Below are 17,364 nucleotides of genomic sequence, written 5' to 3'. Positions count from 1 at the left end.
CCCCCCCCCCCCCCCCCCCCCCCCCCCCCCCCCCCCCCCCCCCCCCCCCCCCCCCCCCCCCCCCCCCCCCCCCCGCCACCCCCCCCCCCCCCCCCCGCGCCCCCCCCCCCCCCCCGGCGCCCCCCCCCCCCCCCCCCCCCCCGCCCCCCCCCCCCCCCCCCGCCGTGCGGAGCAGGTCTGGTCAGTACACCGGCTTGCTCGGCTCGATCTGGTTGACCCAGCCGATCACACCGCCACCGACGTGCACGGCGTCGGCGAAGCCCGCGGACTTCAGGACCGCGAGGACTTCCGCACTGCGGACACCCGTCTTGCAGTGCAAGACGATCTTCTTGTCCTGCGGGAGGGTCTCCAGGGCGCTGCCCATGAGGAACTCGTTCTTCGGGATCAGCTTGGCGCCGGGGATCGAGACGATCTCGTACTCGTTGATCTCGCGGACGTCGATGATCTCGATGTTCTCGCCGTCGTCGATCCACTCCTTGAGCTGCTTGGGAGTGATCGTGGAGCCGGCCGCCGCCTCCTGGGCCTCCTCGGAGACGACGCCGCAGAAGGCCTCGTAGTCGATGAGCTCGGTGACGGTCGGGTTCTCGCCGCAGACCGCGCAGTCCGGGTCCTTGCGGACCTTGACCTGGCGGTACTGCATCTCCAGGGCGTCGTAGATCATCAGGCGGCCGACCAGCGGCTCGCCGATGCCCGCGAGGAGCTTGATGGCCTCGTTGACCTGGATGGAGCCGATGGACGCGCACAGCACGCCGAGCACGCCGCCCTCGGCGCAGGACGGAACCATGCCGGGGGGCGGGGGCTCCGGGTAGAGGCAGCGGTAGCAGGGGCCGTGCTCGGACCAGAAGACCGAGGCCTGGCCGTCGAAGCGGTAGATCGAGCCCCACACGTATGGCTTGTTCAGCAGCACGCAGGCGTCGTTGACGAGGTAGCGGGTCGCGAAGTTGTCCGTACCGTCGACGATCAGGTCGTACTGGCTGAAGATGTCCATCACGTTGTCGGCCTCAAGCCGCTCCTCGTGAAGGATCACGTTCACGTAAGGGTTGATGCCCTTGACGCTGTCACGGGCGGACTCGGCCTTGGAGCGGCCGATGTCGGACTGGCTGTGGATGATCTGGCGCTGCAGGTTCGACTCGTCGACCTCGTCGAACTCCACGATGCCGAGCGTGCCCACGCCCGCAGCCGCCAGGTACATCAGCGCCGGCGAGCCCAGGCCACCGGCGCCCACACACAGCACCTTGGCGTTCTTCAGCCGCTTCTGCCCGTCCATCCCCACATCGGGGATGATCAGGTGGCGGGAGTACCTGCGAACCTCGTCTACGGTGAGCTCGGGGGCCGGCTCGACCAGGGGTGGCAGCGACACGGGGACTCCGTTGGTCGGTCGATCACTACAGTTGTTCTCCCCGTAACACTGCCATGGGCTTTTTCATTCCGAGACACCTGTTCCGATCCGCGAGACGATTTCGTCCCAGTAGCCGGGCATGGTCTCCCAGGGATCGGCGCGACCGCCGCGGTCCGTGCGATCGGTGAACCAGATCGTCGAGGCGCCCTGCCAGCGGGCGATGCGCAGCGCCTCGTCGAGGTGCCCGAGGGGCACTCCGTGGACGAAGTGGCAGAAGCGGTCCGGCGGATAGTCGGCCGTCCACTCCGCCACCTGCGACCAGCGGTAGTCGCTCCAGGACCCCCGGAACGTGACCAGCTGGTCGGCGCACTCGGCGTACCCCGGGTGCGGATGGGTGCCGTGGCCGAAGACGATGTGGGCCTTGTCACGCAGCGCACGGAGTGTGCCGGCCGTGCGGCGGATCTCGGGCAGCGCGGCGCGTTCGGTGGGGCAGCCGTCCAGGAAGAAGCCGTCGACCCGGTACCAGTCGAGGTACCGGTGCGCCTCGGAGATCACCTCGCCGAAGGCGCGGGCGCCGTGGGTCGTACCGATACGGTCCGTGCGCAGGCGGGCCGTGTCGAGGTGGCCGAGGACGCGGACTCCCGCGCTGCGGAGCCGGTCGGCGGCCTGGAGACAGTGCGGGTCGGGGCGGGCTCCGGGGCCGTCGGCGACGTTCAGGACGACCCAGTGCACGGGGATGCCGGGGCGGGTGAGTTCGCCCCATTCGGTGGGGGCGAGAAGGGGGTGGGCGTAGCCGGGGATGCCGAGGCCGGGGCGGAGGTCGGTGCTCGATGCGGTCGGTGTGGTGCCGGTCAGATACGGCATGCCGCCTCCATCCAGATGTCACCCAGGGACTCTTCGAGGTTGATCCGGGGGCGCCAGCCGAGCCGGTCGCGTGCGGTGCGCACATCGGCCTGCTGCCAGCTGCCGCAGCCGTCCGGGTACGGGTACGCGACCGGGGCCCCGTGGCCCGGATGGGCGGCATGGCCCGCGTGGGTCGCGTGGAGCAGGTGGTCCGAGTCGGCGCGGGGGTGGCCGATGCTGGGCCGCAACGGGACGGGCGGGCCGTCGAGTTCGTGGAGGGCGCCCCCGTATCCGGCCACGCGGGCGAGTACGGCGGCGGCGTCGCGGAGGCGGACGGCGCGGCCGGAGCCGATGTTGATGACGCCCTGCGCGGCCGACAGCGAGGCTGCGTGGACGGCGCGGGCCACATCGCGGACGTCGACGAAGTCGCGCTGGGCGCCCAGGCCGGTGAGTTTGAGTTCGCCGTCGCCGGACTGCATGGCGCGGCGCATGGCCTCGGCGAGGCGGCCGAGGGGGGAGCCGGCGGGGGTGCCGGGGCCGGCGGGTGAGAAGACCCGCAGGACCACGGCGTCCAGGCCGGAGCCCAGGACCAGTTCGGTGGCGGCGAGTTTGCTGACGCCGTACGGGCCGCCGGGGCGCGGGACGGCGTCCTCGGCCGTGGAGGAGCCGGGCTGGCTCGGTCCGTACTCGGCGCCGCAGCCGATCTGGACGAGGCGGGCGCCGCAGCCGCTGCGGCGCAGGGCCTCGCAGACGGTGGCGACGGCAACGGTGTTGTGGCGGGTGAGCTCGCGGGCGCCGCCCCTGGTCGCGCCGGCGCAGTTGATGACGACGCCCGGGTGGACCGCGTCGAGGAACCGGGTGAGGGCGCCGGGGCTGCCCGACGCGAGGTCGAAACGGACGTCGGCGTCGTCGCCGCGGCCCAGGGCGGTGAGCTGCACCGCGGGGTCGGCGAGGAGGCGGTCGGCTACGAAGCGGCCGAGGTAGCCGTTGGCTCCGATCAGCAGGACTCTCATCGGGCGGCTCCCGGGGCCGAGGGGTGGTCGGGTCGGGAGGTGATCATTTGGAGGTCTCCTTCAAAGGCTTCGGGGAAAGGGACTTCAGGGAGGGGGGTTCAGGCGGAAGGACTTCGTAGGGGTCGCGGGCGCGTATGCCTGCGGTGGCCTGTACCGGTGCGATGGGGCTCGGGAGGGGGTGCGCGTGGCGTCTGCGGGTGCGTTGCGGGTCGAGGCCACGCCGTCCGCGTGGCACCTCCCCTGCCCGCCGTACGCGGCCGCGGCTGATCGCTGATGTCTGGCGCGTCATCGCTGCTGGTCCTGCCTCGCGTGTGCCGACGCCCGCGTGAGGGTGCGCGTGGCGTGGAGCAGGAGGGTCAGGGCGCCCGCGCCGCAGGCGAGCGTGGGGAGGGCTGCAGGGCCCAAGGCGTCCACGAGGCCCTGGGTGGGGGTTGCCAGCCAGGCGCAGCCGGGGAGGCGGGCCGTGAAGAGGCTGGTCAGGGCCGTTGCCTCGGCCGAGGCGGTGGCGGTGAGGACGAGGGCGGGGGCGTGGGTGAAGCCGTGGGTGGTGAGGAGGCGGGCGAGGAACAGGAGGGCGCCCAGGGCGAGGGTCTGGGGGTAGGCGGCCGACTCGTCCAGAACGGTGGTGGTCAGGGTCAGGAGGGCCGCCAGGGCACCGAGGTACAGCGCGAAGGTGCCCAGAAGCAGTGGCTTTACGGAGGTGGCGAACTCCCCCAGGCCTCGGCTGGCCGACAGTTTGCGGCGGGCCCGTACGGCGAGGAGATGGGCACACCAGGCCGCGGGGGCGCAGGAGAGGGCGAGGGCCAGGACGGGGGCGGTGGTGAAGGGCCAGGGGCCGTCGGCGGTGCCCGTGGGGAGGGAGTCGGGGCCTCCGGTGGCGGCCGCCCGGAGGAGTCCGTCGCCGAGGACGGCGTAGGCGATGAGCCAGCAGGTCCGGGTGGCGGTCGGGTTCGTGCGGCCGGCGGTGGCGAACGGGCCTCGGGCCAGGGCCGCACGCAGGGCGAGGGCCACGGCGAAGGCGCCTGCCGCGGCCGCGATCAGACGGGACTGGCCGTGGGTGAGGTGCAGGGCGGTCACGGCCGCCGCGCAGAGGACTCCGGGGAGGAGGGTGAGCAGGATCCAGTCGGCTCGGGCGCGGGGGGTGGTGAGGGCCGGGGCGAGGGGTGACGCTTCGGCGTCCCGGGGCACTCGGGCGTACATCTCCTCCGCGAGGGAGAAGACGTCCCGGTGTAGGAAGCGTGCCGCGGTGCGGTCGGTGATGCCGTGGACCTCCAGGCCGGCCGCGATCTCCAGGGGGTCCACCGCGCGTTCGCACAGGTCACGGTGACGGTGCATCAGCGCTTTCACCGGATCCGCGCCGGTGCGGCGGGCGGGGGTCGAGCGCGAGCCGCCGGGACCGCGCCACCCGTCGCCGGCGGTGCGGGGGGCGGGTGAGTCCTCGGCGGCCGGGGTGGGCGTTCCGGCGGCCCGGTCCTCGTGTACGTCCGTCTCCGCCGCGAGCCATTCCTCCGACCGCTCGTCCCAGGCATCGGGGCTGGTCGGGGCGCCGGGGCGGTCCAGCCGTCCTGGGCCGTTCATCGCGCCCCCTCCCTCGTCGGCACCGCGGTGGCACGTACGGGTGCCGCCGTCGGGCGGGCCGGGCCGCCGCGGGCCACCAGGCGTGCGTTTCGGTCGGTCCAGCGGCCGGGGACATGGGCCTCGGCGGGGACGGCGAAGGGCAGCGGCTCTCCGGCCTCGTCGAGGACGACACGGCGGACCGGGGTGCGCGAGACGATCTCCAGGTAAATGCCGTGAAATGCTGTGATGTTCTGCTCGACGGTGAACAGTTCGAGCGCACGCGCGCGGGCGGCCGCGCCCAGGCGCGCACGACGCTCGGGGTCGCGCAGCAGCGCCACGCAGGCCTCGGCGAGCGCCCGTGGGTTGCGCGGCGGTACGACGAGTCCGGTGCCGCCGATCACCTCCACCACCGCGCCGACGTCCGTGGACACCGTCGCGCGGCCGCAGAGCATCGCCTCGACCAGGCCGATCGGGAAGCCCTCGACGACGCTGGACAGGACGGTCACGGCGCCGGAGGCGTACGCGTCGGCGAGGGCCGGGATCTCCGGGCCGCCGATCTCCTCGAAGGAGACGGGGTTGTCGCCGACCGTGTGCGGGCCCTCGGCCTCGTCGGGGAAGAGCTGTGCGGCCAGCACCCTGCAGTGGCTGAGGTAGGCAGCGCCCTCGGTGCCCGAGGGAGCGCCGACGATGCGCAGGCGCGTCTTGGGCTGCTCCTTGCGGACCTCGGCGAAAGCGTGCAGCAGCGACACCAGGTCCTTCGCCGGTTCGATCCGGCCGACCCAGACCAGCGTGTCCGGGTCCGCGCTCTCCTGGGCCTCGCCGACCTCCGCGAAACGGGAGGCGTCCATGCCGGGGTAGACGGTGCGCTGCTTCTCCCGGTCCGCGCCGCAGCGTTCCTGCCAGCGGCGGGCATGGCCGTTGCCGGGGGTGACGAGGGCGGCCCGGGTGTAGGCCTCGGCGGCGAACCTGCCATGGAGGGCGGCGAGCAGGGAGCGTACGGCCGGCGAGGACTCGGTGGGGGCCAGGTAGTGCGTGCGGAGCCGGACCCCGTACTCGGTCAGGAGCAGCGGTACGTCGCAGAAGTGCCGGGCGAGCAGGCCGGGCAGGGCCGCCGAACCGCCGGACGTGGCGTGGCACAGGTCCGCCGCGCCCAGGCCGTCGTCCTCGTACCAGTCGAGTGAGAGGGGGCGAAGGGCGCGTTCCAGGTGGGCGGCGACGGCCAGCAGATCGGGTACGCGCGCCTCACGCGCCGTGCGCAGAGCGCCCCGCGCACGGCAGGCTCGCTCCAGGGCGCGTACGGCGGCCTCGGAGCGGAGCGCTCCCACCAGTCCGCCCTCCTCGCGCGCGAGATCGGCGAGGCCGTACAACGCGTTGGCGAAACGGTCCGCCTCAGTGGCCGACGCCCCTTCGGAGGAACCGGAACCCGCTGTGGCGCCGCCCGCGCAGAGCACGGCCACCAACTCGCCGTAGCACTCGGCGAACCGGCGGCGCGCGCGGCGCCCGTACACCACGCCGTCGTCCTCCGCCGCCCACAGCGGCGCCGTACGTACGCGGCTGACCTGCAGGGGCAGCGGGACCCAGCCCTCGGCCTCCTGGCGCTCGCTGCGGCTGAGCGCGTAGATGTCGAACTCGTGCTGTCCGAGCCCGCGCACGAGTCGGTCACACCAGAGCCTGGCGTCACCGCTCACATACGGATAGCCACCCTCCGCAATCAGTCCGATGCGCACGCGTACACCCCCGATCTCCCGTAACCGATCTCCCGTATGGGGAGCCGCCGTTCTCGTGGCGGCTCGCAGCGGGACGAACGTAAGGGGACAAGGCGGTGGCGCGACGGACGGTTGTCCATCGCGCCACCAAAAGGGGTGAACGGTCGTAACTTTCCCGTGCGGGTCGCGTTCCGTCGCGCTAGGAGTTCAATCGCGCACGGATCGTCACACCTGAACGGCCGACACCACGGCCAACTCCCGTCGCGCTCCCCGCCGCTGGGCCGCGATCAGCGGATCGAGGGCCGGTACGGCGGCCAGGAGCTGCTTGGTGTACGGGTCCTGCGGGCTGTCGTACACCGCGTCGGCGGGGCCCTCTTCGACGATCCGCCCGCGCCGCATCACCGCGACCCGGTCGCTGACCTGGCGTACGACGGCTAGGTCGTGGGCGACGAAGACGAGGGCGAGTCCGAGTTCGCGCTGCAACTCGCCGAGCAGCGCGACCACCTGGGCCTGGGTGGTGACGTCGAGCGCGGAGACGGGCTCGTCGCAGACGATGACGCGCGGGTCGGCCGCGAGCGCCCGCGCGATGCCGACGCGCTGGCGCTGGCCTCCGCTGAACTCGTGCGGATAGCGGTCGTAGTGCGCCGCTTCGAGCCCCACGCGCTCCAGCAGTTCCCGCACACGCTCGTGGATACGCCCCTCGTCCGACTCGCCTCGCGCGCGCAGCGGATCGGCGATCGACTCGCCCACGCTGCGGCGGGGGTTGAGGGAGGAGACGGGGTCCTGGAAGACCATCTGTACAGCCGGGTCCACGCCCACGCGCGCGTGCCCCTCGTGACGGACCTCACCCGCCGTCGGCTCCAGGAGGCCCACCAGCATGCGCCCGAGCGTCGTCTTCCCGCTGCCGCTCTCACCGACGATCCCGAGGGTCTCGCCACGGCGGATGGTCAGCGACACGTCGTCCACCGCCGTGAACGCCCGCTTCCCGCGTCCGAATTCACGCCGCAGGCCGGTCGCCTCCAGGACGACGTCCGCCGGCCCCTCGGAACTCTCGGACCTGGCGCGTGTCGCCGCGTCCACGCGCGGGACCGCGCCGAGCAGTTCGCGCGTGTACGGCTGCGCGGGCGAGCCCAGTACGGCGGAGACCGGCCCGTGTTCGACCGCCCGCCCGTGCCGCATCACCAGCACCTCGTCGACGCTCTCGGCGGCGACTCCGACGTCGTGCGTGACGAGCAGGAGCCCCATTCCGGTCTCCTCGCGGAGCGTGTGCAGGAGGTCGAGGATCTGGGCCTGGACGGTCACGTCGAGCGCGGTCGTGGGCTCATCGGCGATCAGCAGGTCGGGCTCGCAGGCCAGCGCCATGGCGATGAGGGCCCGTTGGCGCATGCCGCCGCTGAACTCGTGCGGGCGGGACCGGGATCGCCGTAGCGCGTCCGGAATTCCCACCCGGTCCAGCACCTCCACCGCACGCGCGCGTGCCGCTCGTCGTGTGGCACGCGTGTGTACCCGGTGCACCTCGGCGATCTGGTCGCCGATGGCGTAGTACGGGTCGAGTGAGGACAGGGGGTCCTGGAAGACCATGGCGGCCTTCCCACCACGCAGCCGCCGCAGCTGCTCGTCCGACGCCTGCTGTACGTCCACGCCGGCGACGTCGATCGCGCCGCCGACCCGCGCGCCCGTGCCGCGATGCAGCCCGAGCAGGGCGGAGGCGACCGTGGACTTGCCGGAGCCGGATTCGCCTACGAGGGCGAGGGCGGCGCCGCGCTCCAGGCGCAGCGAGAGGCCGTCCACGGCGCGCAGGTCCCCGAACTCGACCGTCAGGTCAGTGACTTCGACGAGGCTCCGGGACGGAACCTTCTCGACGTCGCTCATGTCAGCACCACCCGTCGGTCGGCCACTGCGTACAGGACGTCCGCGACGGCGTTGGCGAGGACCACGAAGAAGCCGGTCACCAGGACCATGCCGACGACCACCGGCAGGTCGACGACCTTGACCGCCTCGACCATCTCCTGGCCGATGCCGGGCAGCCCGAACAGCGTCTCGGTGAGCACGGCCCCGCCGAACAGGACGCCGATGTTGTTGGCGTTCACGGCGATGAGCGGGGCCACCGCGCCGCGCAGGGCGTGCCGCCAGATGATCGCCCGCTCCCCGACGCCGTAGGCCCGGAAGGTGCGGACGTGGTCCTCGGCGAGGGTCTCCAGCATCGAGGCGCGGGTCAGCCGGGCATACGTGGCGGACTCGATGAGCGCGAGCGACAGCCAGGGCAGCAGCAGGTTCCACGCCCACTGTTCGGGATCGTCGGTGAAGGCGACGTACTGCGGGAAGGGCAGCAGCTCCAGTTGCCCGCAGACGACGATCATCAGGACGAGTCCGATGACGAAGACGGGCGTGGACATGCCCGCGAGGGTGAGCGTGGTCAGCAGCCGCTCGGTGAACCGGCCGCGCCGCCACACCGACAGCACACCGGTGCCGACGCCGATGACCAGCCACAGCACCATGGCGCCGAGCGCGAGCGAGGCCGTGACCGGCAGCTTCGCGAGGATCAGGGCCGTGACCTGCTGGTCGCTCTGGTACGACAGCCCCAGGCAGGGCGCCGAGCAGTGCTGGACCGAGGCGCCGGTGGAGTAGTCCTGGCCGATGACCAGGCCTTGCAGGAAGTGCCAGTAACGGGTGTACAGCGGGTCGTTCAGATGCAGTTGCTCGGCGACCTGCTGCACCTGGGCGGGTGAGCAGCGCGGCCCGCAGGTGATCTGGGCGACGTTGCCGGGGGTGACGTAGAAGACGGCGTAGATGATCACCGAGAGGGCGACCAGGGTGACCAGGGCGCCGGTCGCGCGGCGCAGTACGAAACCGCCGAAGCCGGTCATGAGGCCTCCCCCTTCCCCTCCTGTTTGCGGCCCGTCCCGACGCGCAGCCGGGATGCCGCGCGCGGGTCGAGGGCCGTGCGGACGCCGTCGCCGAGCACGGTGAGGGCGAGGACGGTCACGAACAGCGCGCCCGCGGGCAGCAGCAGATACTGCGGTGCGGCCTGGTACCAGACGTCCGCGGAGGTGAGCATCTGTCCCCAGGACGGCGTCGGCGGCTTCACGCCCACACCGAGGAAGGACAGGGCCGCCTCTACGGTGATGTTCGTCGGGACGAGGATCGCGGCGAAGGTGATGACGGGGGCCGCGAGGCCGGGGAGCAGCTCGCGGCGGGCGATCCGGACCGTGCCCCAGCCGCTGAGCCGGGCGGCGGCGACGTAGTCGAGCTGCTTGAGGGTGAGCGTCTGCGCGCGCACCATCTTGGCGAGCGTGCCCCAGCCGGAGACCAGTCCGACGACCAGCGCCACCAGGACGGGGCGCGGGAAGCTGGTGGGCACGATGGCGAGCAGGGCCAGCGCGACGACCATCAGCGGCATGGCCACGAAGATGTCGGCGATCCGGGTCAGGAGCAGGTCCACCCAGCGGTTGCCGAGCCCGGCCGCAACGCCTATGACGACGCCCAGCACGAGCTGCACGACCGTCGCCGCCAGCGCGACACCGAGGGACACGCGCGCGCCGTACACCAGCCGCGCGAACAGGTCCCGGCCGGTCTGCGGTTCGACACCGAGCCAGTGCTCGGCGCTCGCTCCCCCGAACGACCCGACGGGCACGCCTCCGCGCGCGGAGTCCACCAGGGACGGGTGGTAGGTGGTCGGGTCCTGGCCCTCGATCGCGGTGAGCAGCGGTGCGGCGAGCGCGACCAGGACGAGCAGCGCGACGACGACCGCCGCGACGAGGGCGGCGCGCTGCGTCCGCAGCCGCCGCCAGAACTGACGGGCCCCGGAGGCCCCCGGGGCGGTGGTGTCCGCCCCGGGGGCCGGCGAGGTCAACAAGGCCTCACTCATGATGACTTGACCAGACTCATTGATTGCTTGACCAGGTCCACTGACTACTTGACCGCGGTCTGGGAGATGTCCAGCACGCCGGTCCAGTCGCTGATCACGACGTTCTTGATGTCGCTGCCGACCAGCCTCTTGTAGACGGGGTGGAACAGCGGCACGGTCAGCGCCTGCTCGCCGATCTTCTTGTCCAGTGCACCCCACCGCTTGGCGGCGGCGTCAAGATCGGTCAACTTGTTGATCGCGTCAATCTCGGCATTGACCGACTTGTCATTGAGCAGGCCCGTGTTGAAGTTCGCGCCGTCCTTGACGATCTGCCGGCCGTCGAAGATCGGGGCGAGGAAGGGACCGCCGGAGGGCCAGTCGGCACCCCAGTGGGCGAGGAAGAAGCCGGGCTCCGTCTTCACGTCGTGGATCTTGTCGGCGTAGTCGTTCTCCTCCAGACCCTGCAGCTTGACCGTGATGCCGGCCTTCTTCAGCGCGTCCTGGATCGCGGTGGCGATCTCGGGGCTGGTCTCGAAGTCCTTGGCGTTGGAGTGGGTCAGGGTGAGGGTGAGGCCGTTCGTGTAACCGGCCTCCTTCAGCAGCTCCTTGGCCTTCTCGGGGTCGCCGCTCGCACCCGCCGGGAAGTGGTCGTACGGCGTGTGGCCGAAGGACTTCTGGTCCGGCAGGAAGGTGGTGGCGGACTCGGCCAGCGCGGAACCACCCGCCGCGTTGACCACGGACGACCGGTCGATGGCGTACGAGATCGCCTGCCGCACCTTGACGTTGTTGAACGGCTTGATCGTCGGGTTGAACGCGATGTAGTTGGTGTATCCGAAGTGTCCGGTACCGACGCGAGAAGCAAGTTCCTTGTCGCCGGTCACCTTGGCCAGCTCGGCCGGGCCGAGGTTGGTGTCCGTGGTGACCGCGGCCGCGTCCGCGCCCTGGGACGCGGACAGCCGCTGGTTGATCACGGACGAGTCGAGCCCGGACCGTACGTCGATCTTGTCCGGGTAGGCCTTGCGCTCGGCGTCCGTGTCGGCGGACCAGTGCGTGTTGCGCTCCAGGACGATCCGCTCACCGTCGTTCTCGTTCTCGACGACCTTGTACGGCCCGGACGAGACCGGGTGCTGCTCGTACTTCGTGCCGGTGTCCTTGGCCTTCGGGACGGGCGTGAACTGCGTCTGCGTCGCGAGGTACGGGAACTCGCCCTCGGGCTTGTTCAGATGGAAGACGATGGTCCGCGCGTCCGGCGTCTCGATCGCCGAGAGCCCCTTCTTGTCCTTGTACGGCCCCTGGTAGTCGGCCGCACCGACCAGCCAGTCCCGCAAGTAGGGCGCGCCACCGGACAGTTCGGGCGCGAAGGAGCGCTCGATGCCGTACTTGACGTCGGCCGAGGTGATCGGGGCGCCGTCCTCGTACTTGAGCCCCTTCTTCAGGGTGTACGTCCATACGGTGGCGTCCTTGTTCGGGCGCCCGGTGTCGGTGGCGAGGTCGGGGACGACCTCGGCGCCGGCCGCGCCGTTCTCGCGGTTGCGGGTGGTGAGCGTGCGGAAGACCAGGGACGGGACGTTGCCGCCGCCGGAGGTGTACAGGCGGGCGGGGTCGAAGTCCTGCTGCGGATTGGAGTTCAGGACCGTGAGCGTGCCGCCCTTGTGGGGCGTGGAGTCGCCACCGACGCCCTTGGCGCCGCTGTCCTCAGGCCCGCAGGCGGCGGCGCCCGCTGCCACGACCAGGCTGACGGATGCCGCGGCCACGCGGCGCACTATGACGGACGGTTGACGCATCGGAGACGACCTCTCGGATTGATGAATCTCGCGCAATCTTGAATAGCGAGACAGATTGACGCGGAGTGAGACGGAAGGAAGCAGACGTCTGCCCCGGCGTCGGGTCGTCGAAAGCCCGTGACCGAGCTGCGGGATCAATACCCGTCAACAACTCACAGGAGAGGAAGGAGATCGCGACGCGAACGCCGAAGGGCGAGCGTCAGCGACAGTCGATGTCGGCCACGCACAGAGCGGTCACGCCGATGAGCGCCAGCTCGATGGCGGCGCGAGAGGAGGCGTGACGGGTCGACATGTGCAGAAATATGTACGAACACGCTGCACATGTCAATGTGACATGCGAGGCACCCGTCAACTCCCGGGATACGCCCAGGGGTTGGCCCGGCAGTGGATCCCGTCATGGTCGAGGAACTTGGTCTGCTGCTGCATGACCGGCGCGAGATCGCCGTCCTTGTCGCAGGTGACATGGCTGAAGCCGAGCCGGTGACCGACCTCGTGGTTGATCAACATCTGTCGGTACGCATGGATGCGATCACCGTATGTCGTCGACCCCTGCGCCCATCTGTACGCATTGATCATGACGCGCTCGGTGGCGGCCGAGTCGCAGGACACGTTGTCCTCGGTGGTGTCGAGCCCGGACTTGGCGCACCAGACGGCGGTGGTGCCGGGGCTGGCCAGTGTGATGACGAAGTCGGGTTTGCCCGAGTAGATGCGTTCGAAGGTGCGGGCGCCGTTGTGGGCCCAGCTCCGGTCGTCGTTGAGCGTCTTCTGCACGGCCTCGGCGAAGAGTTCGCCGTCGAGCCCCAGCCCTTGCTCCACGTCCACGCGATAGGTGAACTTCTGCCCCGTGCCGGACGCCTTGGCGATCCCCGGGACCGCGTCGAACTTGCCCGAGCCCTTGAGCGTGGCACCGAGCGGGTACCTCTCGCCCATCTTCTGCTCGTACGTCAGCGGCACCACGCTCGGTGAACCGGACGGCGGCGGCTGCCCGTCCCCGCTCACGGCCCCGTCACGCGCGTCCCGCCCCTGCTCGGTGGCGGACTGCGACTGTGCGTCGCCGTCGTCCCGCCCCTCGGCGACCTGCCCGGCGACGACGACCGCCAGCACGGTGACGACCGCGGCGGCAGCGATGCCCGTGAAGGTACGGCCCTTGGCGCCCTTCTCCGGCACGGGCTCGCCGGTCGGAGGGGCGTCGTCGAGGTCGGTGCCGTCAAGCGTGCCGACGCCTGAGCCGTTCCCGTTCCCGATCCCGGCCCCGGTGTCCCAGTCGGTGACGGAGGCGTACGGGTCGGCGGCGTGCGCGGAACCGGCCGTGCGGGGCGCGAACACGTCGACGTCCTCGCCGAAGGCGTCGAGATAGTCCTGGCGCGGCCCCTCGGAACGCGGCGCCTGCCGGGGCCGCGGCAGGGGAACGCCGGTCGCGGGCGGGGCACCGGCTGCGGGGGGAGCTCCGTGCGCAACGCCGGTCCGTCCCCTCAACTCACCCCAGCCGCCCCCGGGTTCACGCTGCTCGGGATGGCCGCCACGGATCCGGGGGGTGCCATGAGCCGGAGTCCCGCCCGGTATTCGAGGAACGCCATGGGCGGGAGTGCCGTCGGGAAACCGCGGGAAACCATGCGCGGGCGTACCGTCGGGAAACCGCGGAAAGCCATGTGCAGGGGTGCCATCAGGAAGCCGTGGCACCCCTTGCGCAGGCGTACCGCCCGGAAAGCCCCGCCCTCCATACGCCGGCGCCCCACCCGCGGGCGCCTCCGGCCGACCCGCCGCTGGACCCGGCATCCGGCGACCACCGGGACCGCCAAGACCACCCGGGCCACCGGAACCACCCGGACCACCCGGACCACCGGAACGGCCAAGACCACCCGGGCCACCGGAACCACCCGGACCACCCGGACCACCGGAACGGCCAAGACCACCCGGGCCACCGGAACCACCGGGGCCACCCAGGCCACCAGGGCGACCCGAACCCTCAGGACCGCCCGGCCCGCCGGACTGCGGCCAACCACCCTGCCCCGCCCCCGGAGCCGCACCCGGCCGGGAAGACGGAACCCTGACAGGACCGGCGCCCGGCGCAGACGGCCCCCGCCGATCGGCGCCCGCTTCCGGCGGTGTCCCCCGGGAGCCCTGGCGTGCAGTTGTGTCCGCGGTGTCGCGCTTGGCGGCGGAACCGCGGCGGCTGTGGCGTCCCACGTCCCGCCTCAGCTCCCCGCGCTCTCGGTCACGGCATCGTCCTCGCCCGCGACCCCGGTGACGCCCTCACCCGCTGCGCGCCCGGCGTCCGCCGACTCCCGCGCCTCCGCGAGGAGTCCACGGAACGCGTGGGCGACCACGTCCGGGTACTCCATCATCGCCACGTGCCCGGCCTCTGGCAGGCTCAGCAGCCGGGCGTCACGGAAGGTGCGCTCGGCCTTCCGGCACATGCGGTAGCCCACGAGCTGGTCCCGGCCGCCGTAGATGAGCAGCGTCGGCGCCAGCACCCGCTCGGCCTGGCGCCACAGCGCGTGCTGGCCGCCCAGGGTGTAGGCGTTGACCAGCCCGCGCGCGGAACGCGTCATCGCGTCCCAGAAGTACGGCAGTTGCAGCCGCCGCTCCATCTCCTCGACCGCGTTGCTGAATCCCTCCGGCGTCACCCGCCCGGGGTCGCCGTAGCAGAGATGCAGCACGCCTCGGACCCGCTGTTCCGCCGTCCACGACTGGGTGAGCCGGGTGAAGAGCGTGGTAACACCGGGCATCGCGAGCAGCGCGGTGGGCACTGCGGTGCGCTGGACGCGGATCTCGGGCAGTGCGGGCGACACGAGGGTGAGCGTCCGGACCAGGTCGGGGCGCACCGCGGCGACGCGGGTGGTGACGGCGCCACCGAGCGAGTTGCCGAGGAGATGCACGGGACCGCGGTCGGAGGCGTCGAGATAGCGGATCACCGCGCGTGCGTGCGCGGTGATCGAGTAGTCGCCGTCGTCCGGCGGTGGCGAGTCTCCGAAGCCCGGCAGGTCGACGGCCTCGCAGTCGACGTCGCCTTCGAGCTGCTCCATCAGCGCCGACCAGTTCTGCGAGGAACCCCCGAGTCCATGGACGTAGAGCGCGGGCGGCAGCCCCTCACGCGCCGGCGGCCGGGAACGGACCGTCAGCGTGATCCCCGGCAGCCCGACCGACCGCAATCGCTCCCCCTCCGCGACCCTGACAGCCGCCACCTTGGGGAGCACATTGGCGGCCGGCGCAGACGGGAGCTCGGTCGAAGACATGCGGCAATGTTACGAGACGATCACGTCGTGGTTCATGTGTTCGCCATCACAACTCGGCACGTACATGGCAATGAATTGCCCAACCGGGGCACACCCCTATCAGGTCAGGGGCAGACCCGAAGCGGACCCAACCCGAACAAACCCGAGCAGACCCCGGACAGGCCCGAAACACTCACCGCCCCCCCCACCGACCTCCGCCACCCCTCGCCGATTCCCACCGACCCCCCACAGATCCCCGCAGATGGCACGCGGATCGCATAGCGTCCGGAACTGGCGTCTCCTAGGCTCGTACGCAGGGCACCCGTATGTGGACCCCTGCTTCACCCAGGGACGTCGTGCCCCAGCCACGGGGACGTTCTAGGAAGGGAGCCCACCATGGCCGTCGACCCCACCGACCCCGAGACCTTCGTGGACGACGACGCCGAGGAAGCCCAGGAATTCGATGTCGAGGCCCCCGCGGCCGACGCGGCCGAGCAGCACGCCGACGTCCGGCCCGACCGCGACGACTCGCTTACCGACGCGGACCGGGACCGGGCCAACGAGGCCGATCTGGCCGAGCAGGCGCGCGTCGTCTCCATCGACGAGGACGACTATCGGTAACAGAGGACGACTGTCAGCAACAAAGGGCGACTGTCGGTGACAGAGAGCAGCCGTCGGCGACGCAGCCGCACTGACGGAGGTCGCCGAGCGCAATCGGACGGAGGTCGCTGAGCGCGAACGAACGCGCACGAGCACGAATGAACGTGCAGTCGGGTGCGAAAAAGAGCGCCACTGAGCAGGAAAGAGGCCGCATGCTGCCCGCCTCATCCCGGTTTCAAACCATCTGTGCGACTTTCGTCACCGTCCGGTCCGTGAAATTCTGCGCTCGCACCGCGCACACCCGGGTTACCGAAAAGTACGATGGCGGCGCGGCGCACACCGCATGTGGACGACTTTGGGAGGCGGCGTGACAGCCATCGAGCAGACAGAGGCGGCACGCCCGCGGGGCACTCGCCTGCCGCGCCGTGCCCGACGGAACCAGCTCCTGGGCGCGGCCCAGGAAGTGTTCGTCGCGCAGGGCTATCACGCTGCCGCGATGGACGACATCGCCGAGCGAGCCGGCGTCAGCAAGCCGGTGCTCTACCAGCACTTCCCGGGCAAGCTCGACCTCTACCTCGCGCTGCTGGACCAGCACTGCGAGTCCCTGATCCAGGCCGTACGCCACGCGCTCGCGTCGACGACCGACAACAAGCAGCGGGTACGGGCGACCATGGACGCGTACTTCGCGTACGTCGAGGACGACGGCGGCGCCTTCCGCCTGGTCTTCGAGTCGGACCTGACGAACGAGCCGGCCGTGCGCGAGCGCGTCGACAAGGTCACGAACGAGTGCGCCGAGGCGATCTGTGAGGTCATCGCCGAGGACACCGGCCTCTCGCGCGCGGAGTCGATGCTGCTGGCCTCCGGCCTCGGCGGCCTCGCCCAGGTCGTGGCCCGTTCCTGGCTGCACAGCGACCGCAGCGTTCCGCGCGACCAGGCGGTGCAGCTGCTGACGTCCCTGGCGTGGCGCGGCATCGCGGGCTTCCCGCTGCACGGCTCCGAGCACCACTGAGCCCCGGCGGTGCCTCCAAGGGCCCCGCGGAGCCCTTGGGGACGCGCACGCGCGTGTGCGGGGCGTTTGTTCCCGTCCGCTGTTCGCTCCTGGCGTTCTCGGGCGGCGGGTGTACGTCCCCTCACCGGGCTAATGTGTGCTGGGTACGGCGCGGAAGGTCGCGCACTTCACTGACCGTCGGAGGGACATAGCCGTGGAGGTCAAGATCGGCGTGCAGCACGCGCCGCGCGAGATCGTTCTGGAGAGCGGTCAGAGTGCCGAAGACGTCGAACGGGCGGTGTCCGAGGCGCTGGCCGGGAAGTCTCAGCTGCTGAGTCTCGTGGACGAGCACGGCCGCAAGGTCCTGGTCCCGGCCGACCGTCTCGCGTACGTGGAGCTCGGGGAGCCGGCCCCGCGCAAGGTGGGCTTCGGCGCGCTGTAGGAAGGCGCCTGCAGACAGGTATGACGGAAG

Annotated in this window: 15 protein-coding genes; 3 read left to right on the top strand and 12 right to left on the bottom strand. The window is 71.4% G+C overall.

Going from position 1 to position 17,364, the window contains the following annotated elements:
* Positions 1-181: 181 nt before the first annotated feature.
* From moeZ to POF73_RS44810, 12 genes are all read right to left on the bottom strand, one after another.
* Positions 182-1,360, bottom strand: coding sequence for an adenylyltransferase/sulfurtransferase MoeZ (gene moeZ / locus POF73_RS44860; RefSeq protein WP_272125289.1), 1,179 nt, complete (start codon positions 1,358-1,360; stop codon positions 182-184).
* 63 nt (positions 1,361-1,423) lie between these two features.
* A complete protein-coding gene (locus POF73_RS44855) occupies positions 1,424-2,203 on the bottom strand; it encodes a spherulation-specific family 4 protein (RefSeq protein WP_272125288.1) in 780 nt (259 codons plus the stop codon).
* Entirely contained in the window at positions 2,191-3,195 is a 1,005-nt protein-coding gene (locus tag POF73_RS44850) for an NAD-dependent epimerase/dehydratase family protein (protein ID WP_272125286.1), read from the bottom strand. The genes POF73_RS44855 and POF73_RS44850 overlap by 13 nt, the downstream gene beginning before the upstream one ends.
* Before the next feature lie 285 nt (positions 3,196-3,480).
* Positions 3,481-4,773 carry a hypothetical protein gene (locus POF73_RS44845; protein WP_272125285.1) on the bottom strand — a complete coding sequence of 431 codons (1,293 nt, stop codon included), beginning with the start codon at positions 4,771-4,773 and terminating at the stop codon, positions 3,481-3,483.
* Complete coding sequence (locus POF73_RS44840) at positions 4,770-6,479, bottom strand: DUF3492 domain-containing protein (protein ID WP_272125284.1); 1,710 nt, start codon at positions 6,477-6,479, stop codon at positions 4,770-4,772. The genes POF73_RS44845 and POF73_RS44840 overlap by 4 nt, the downstream gene beginning before the upstream one ends.
* Before the next feature lie 204 nt (positions 6,480-6,683).
* A complete protein-coding gene (locus POF73_RS44835) occupies positions 6,684-8,330 on the bottom strand; it encodes a dipeptide ABC transporter ATP-binding protein (protein WP_272125283.1) in 1,647 nt (548 codons plus the stop codon).
* Positions 8,327-9,325 carry an ABC transporter permease gene (locus tag POF73_RS44830; protein WP_272125282.1) on the bottom strand — a complete coding sequence of 333 codons (999 nt, stop codon included), beginning with the start codon at positions 9,323-9,325 and terminating at the stop codon, positions 8,327-8,329. Before POF73_RS44830 ends, POF73_RS44835 begins: the two co-directional genes overlap by 4 nt.
* Positions 9,322-10,326, bottom strand: a complete 1,005-nt coding sequence (locus POF73_RS44825; protein ID WP_272125281.1) for an ABC transporter permease — start codon at positions 10,324-10,326, stop codon at positions 9,322-9,324. The genes POF73_RS44830 and POF73_RS44825 overlap by 4 nt, the downstream gene beginning before the upstream one ends.
* Positions 10,327-10,370: 44 nt before the next feature.
* Entirely contained in the window at positions 10,371-12,089 is a 1,719-nt protein-coding gene (locus POF73_RS44820; protein ID WP_272125280.1) for an ABC transporter substrate-binding protein, read from the bottom strand.
* Between the two features lie 199 nt (positions 12,090-12,288).
* Positions 12,289-12,381, bottom strand: a complete 93-nt coding sequence (locus POF73_RS46125) for an Ms4533A family Cys-rich leader peptide (protein ID WP_334313676.1) — start codon at positions 12,379-12,381, stop codon at positions 12,289-12,291.
* A 56-nt stretch (positions 12,382-12,437) separates the two neighbouring features.
* Positions 12,438-13,865, bottom strand: coding sequence for a DUF3152 domain-containing protein (locus tag POF73_RS44815; RefSeq protein ID WP_272125279.1), 1,428 nt, complete (start codon positions 13,863-13,865; stop codon positions 12,438-12,440).
* A gap of 419 nt (positions 13,866-14,284) precedes the next feature.
* Positions 14,285-15,325, bottom strand: a complete 1,041-nt coding sequence (locus POF73_RS44810; protein ID WP_272125277.1) for an alpha/beta fold hydrolase — start codon at positions 15,323-15,325, stop codon at positions 14,285-14,287.
* 375 nt (positions 15,326-15,700) lie between these two features.
* Here POF73_RS44810 and POF73_RS44805 point away from each other — a divergent pair, with 375 nt between their 5' ends.
* The 3 genes from POF73_RS44805 (at position 15,701) to POF73_RS44795 (ending at position 17,334) form a co-directional block, all read left to right on the top strand.
* Entirely contained in the window at positions 15,701-15,925 is a 225-nt protein-coding gene (locus tag POF73_RS44805; protein WP_272125276.1) for a hypothetical protein, read from the top strand.
* Between the two features lie 346 nt (positions 15,926-16,271).
* Positions 16,272-16,913 (top strand): TetR/AcrR family transcriptional regulator, encoded by a 642-nt coding sequence (locus tag POF73_RS44800; RefSeq protein WP_272125275.1) that lies wholly within the window; start codon positions 16,272-16,274, stop codon positions 16,911-16,913.
* 193 nt (positions 16,914-17,106) lie between these two features.
* Entirely contained in the window at positions 17,107-17,334 is a 228-nt protein-coding gene (locus POF73_RS44795; protein ID WP_062668721.1) for a DUF3107 domain-containing protein, read from the top strand.
* Positions 17,335-17,364: the final 30 nt, after the last annotated feature.

This window comes from Streptomyces sp. HD (assembly GCF_028369295.1).
Lineage (GTDB): Bacteria > Actinomycetota > Actinomycetes > Streptomycetales > Streptomycetaceae > Streptomyces.
This window is presented reverse-complemented; position numbering and strand designations above follow the sequence as displayed.

Coding starts and splice junctions, on each gene's coding strand:
- POF73_RS44805 (WP_272125276.1), top strand. CDS start 15,701: ATGGCCGTCGACCCCACCGACCCCGAGACCTTCGTGGACGACGACGCC.
- POF73_RS44815 (WP_272125279.1), bottom strand. CDS start 13,865: ATGCCGGGTCCAGCGGCGGGTCGGCCGGAGGCGCCCGCGGGTGGGGCG.
- POF73_RS44845 (WP_272125285.1), bottom strand. CDS start 4,773: ATGAACGGCCCAGGACGGCTGGACCGCCCCGGCGCCCCGACCAGCCCC.
- POF73_RS44830 (WP_272125282.1), bottom strand. CDS start 9,325: ATGACCGGCTTCGGCGGTTTCGTACTGCGCCGCGCGACCGGCGCCCTG.
- POF73_RS44820 (WP_272125280.1), bottom strand. CDS start 12,089: ATGCGTCAACCGTCCGTCATAGTGCGCCGCGTGGCCGCGGCATCCGTC.
- POF73_RS44825 (WP_272125281.1), bottom strand. CDS start 10,326: ATGAGTGAGGCCTTGTTGACCTCGCCGGCCCCCGGGGCGGACACCACC.
- POF73_RS44810 (WP_272125277.1), bottom strand. CDS start 15,325: ATGTCTTCGACCGAGCTCCCGTCTGCGCCGGCCGCCAATGTGCTCCCC.
- POF73_RS44835 (WP_272125283.1), bottom strand. CDS start 8,330: ATGAGCGACGTCGAGAAGGTTCCGTCCCGGAGCCTCGTCGAAGTCACT.
- POF73_RS46125 (WP_334313676.1), bottom strand. CDS start 12,381: ATGTCGACCCGTCACGCCTCCTCTCGCGCCGCCATCGAGCTGGCGCTC.
- POF73_RS44850 (WP_272125286.1), bottom strand. CDS start 3,195: ATGAGAGTCCTGCTGATCGGAGCCAACGGCTACCTCGGCCGCTTCGTA.
- POF73_RS44855 (WP_272125288.1), bottom strand. CDS start 2,203: ATGCCGTATCTGACCGGCACCACACCGACCGCATCGAGCACCGACCTC.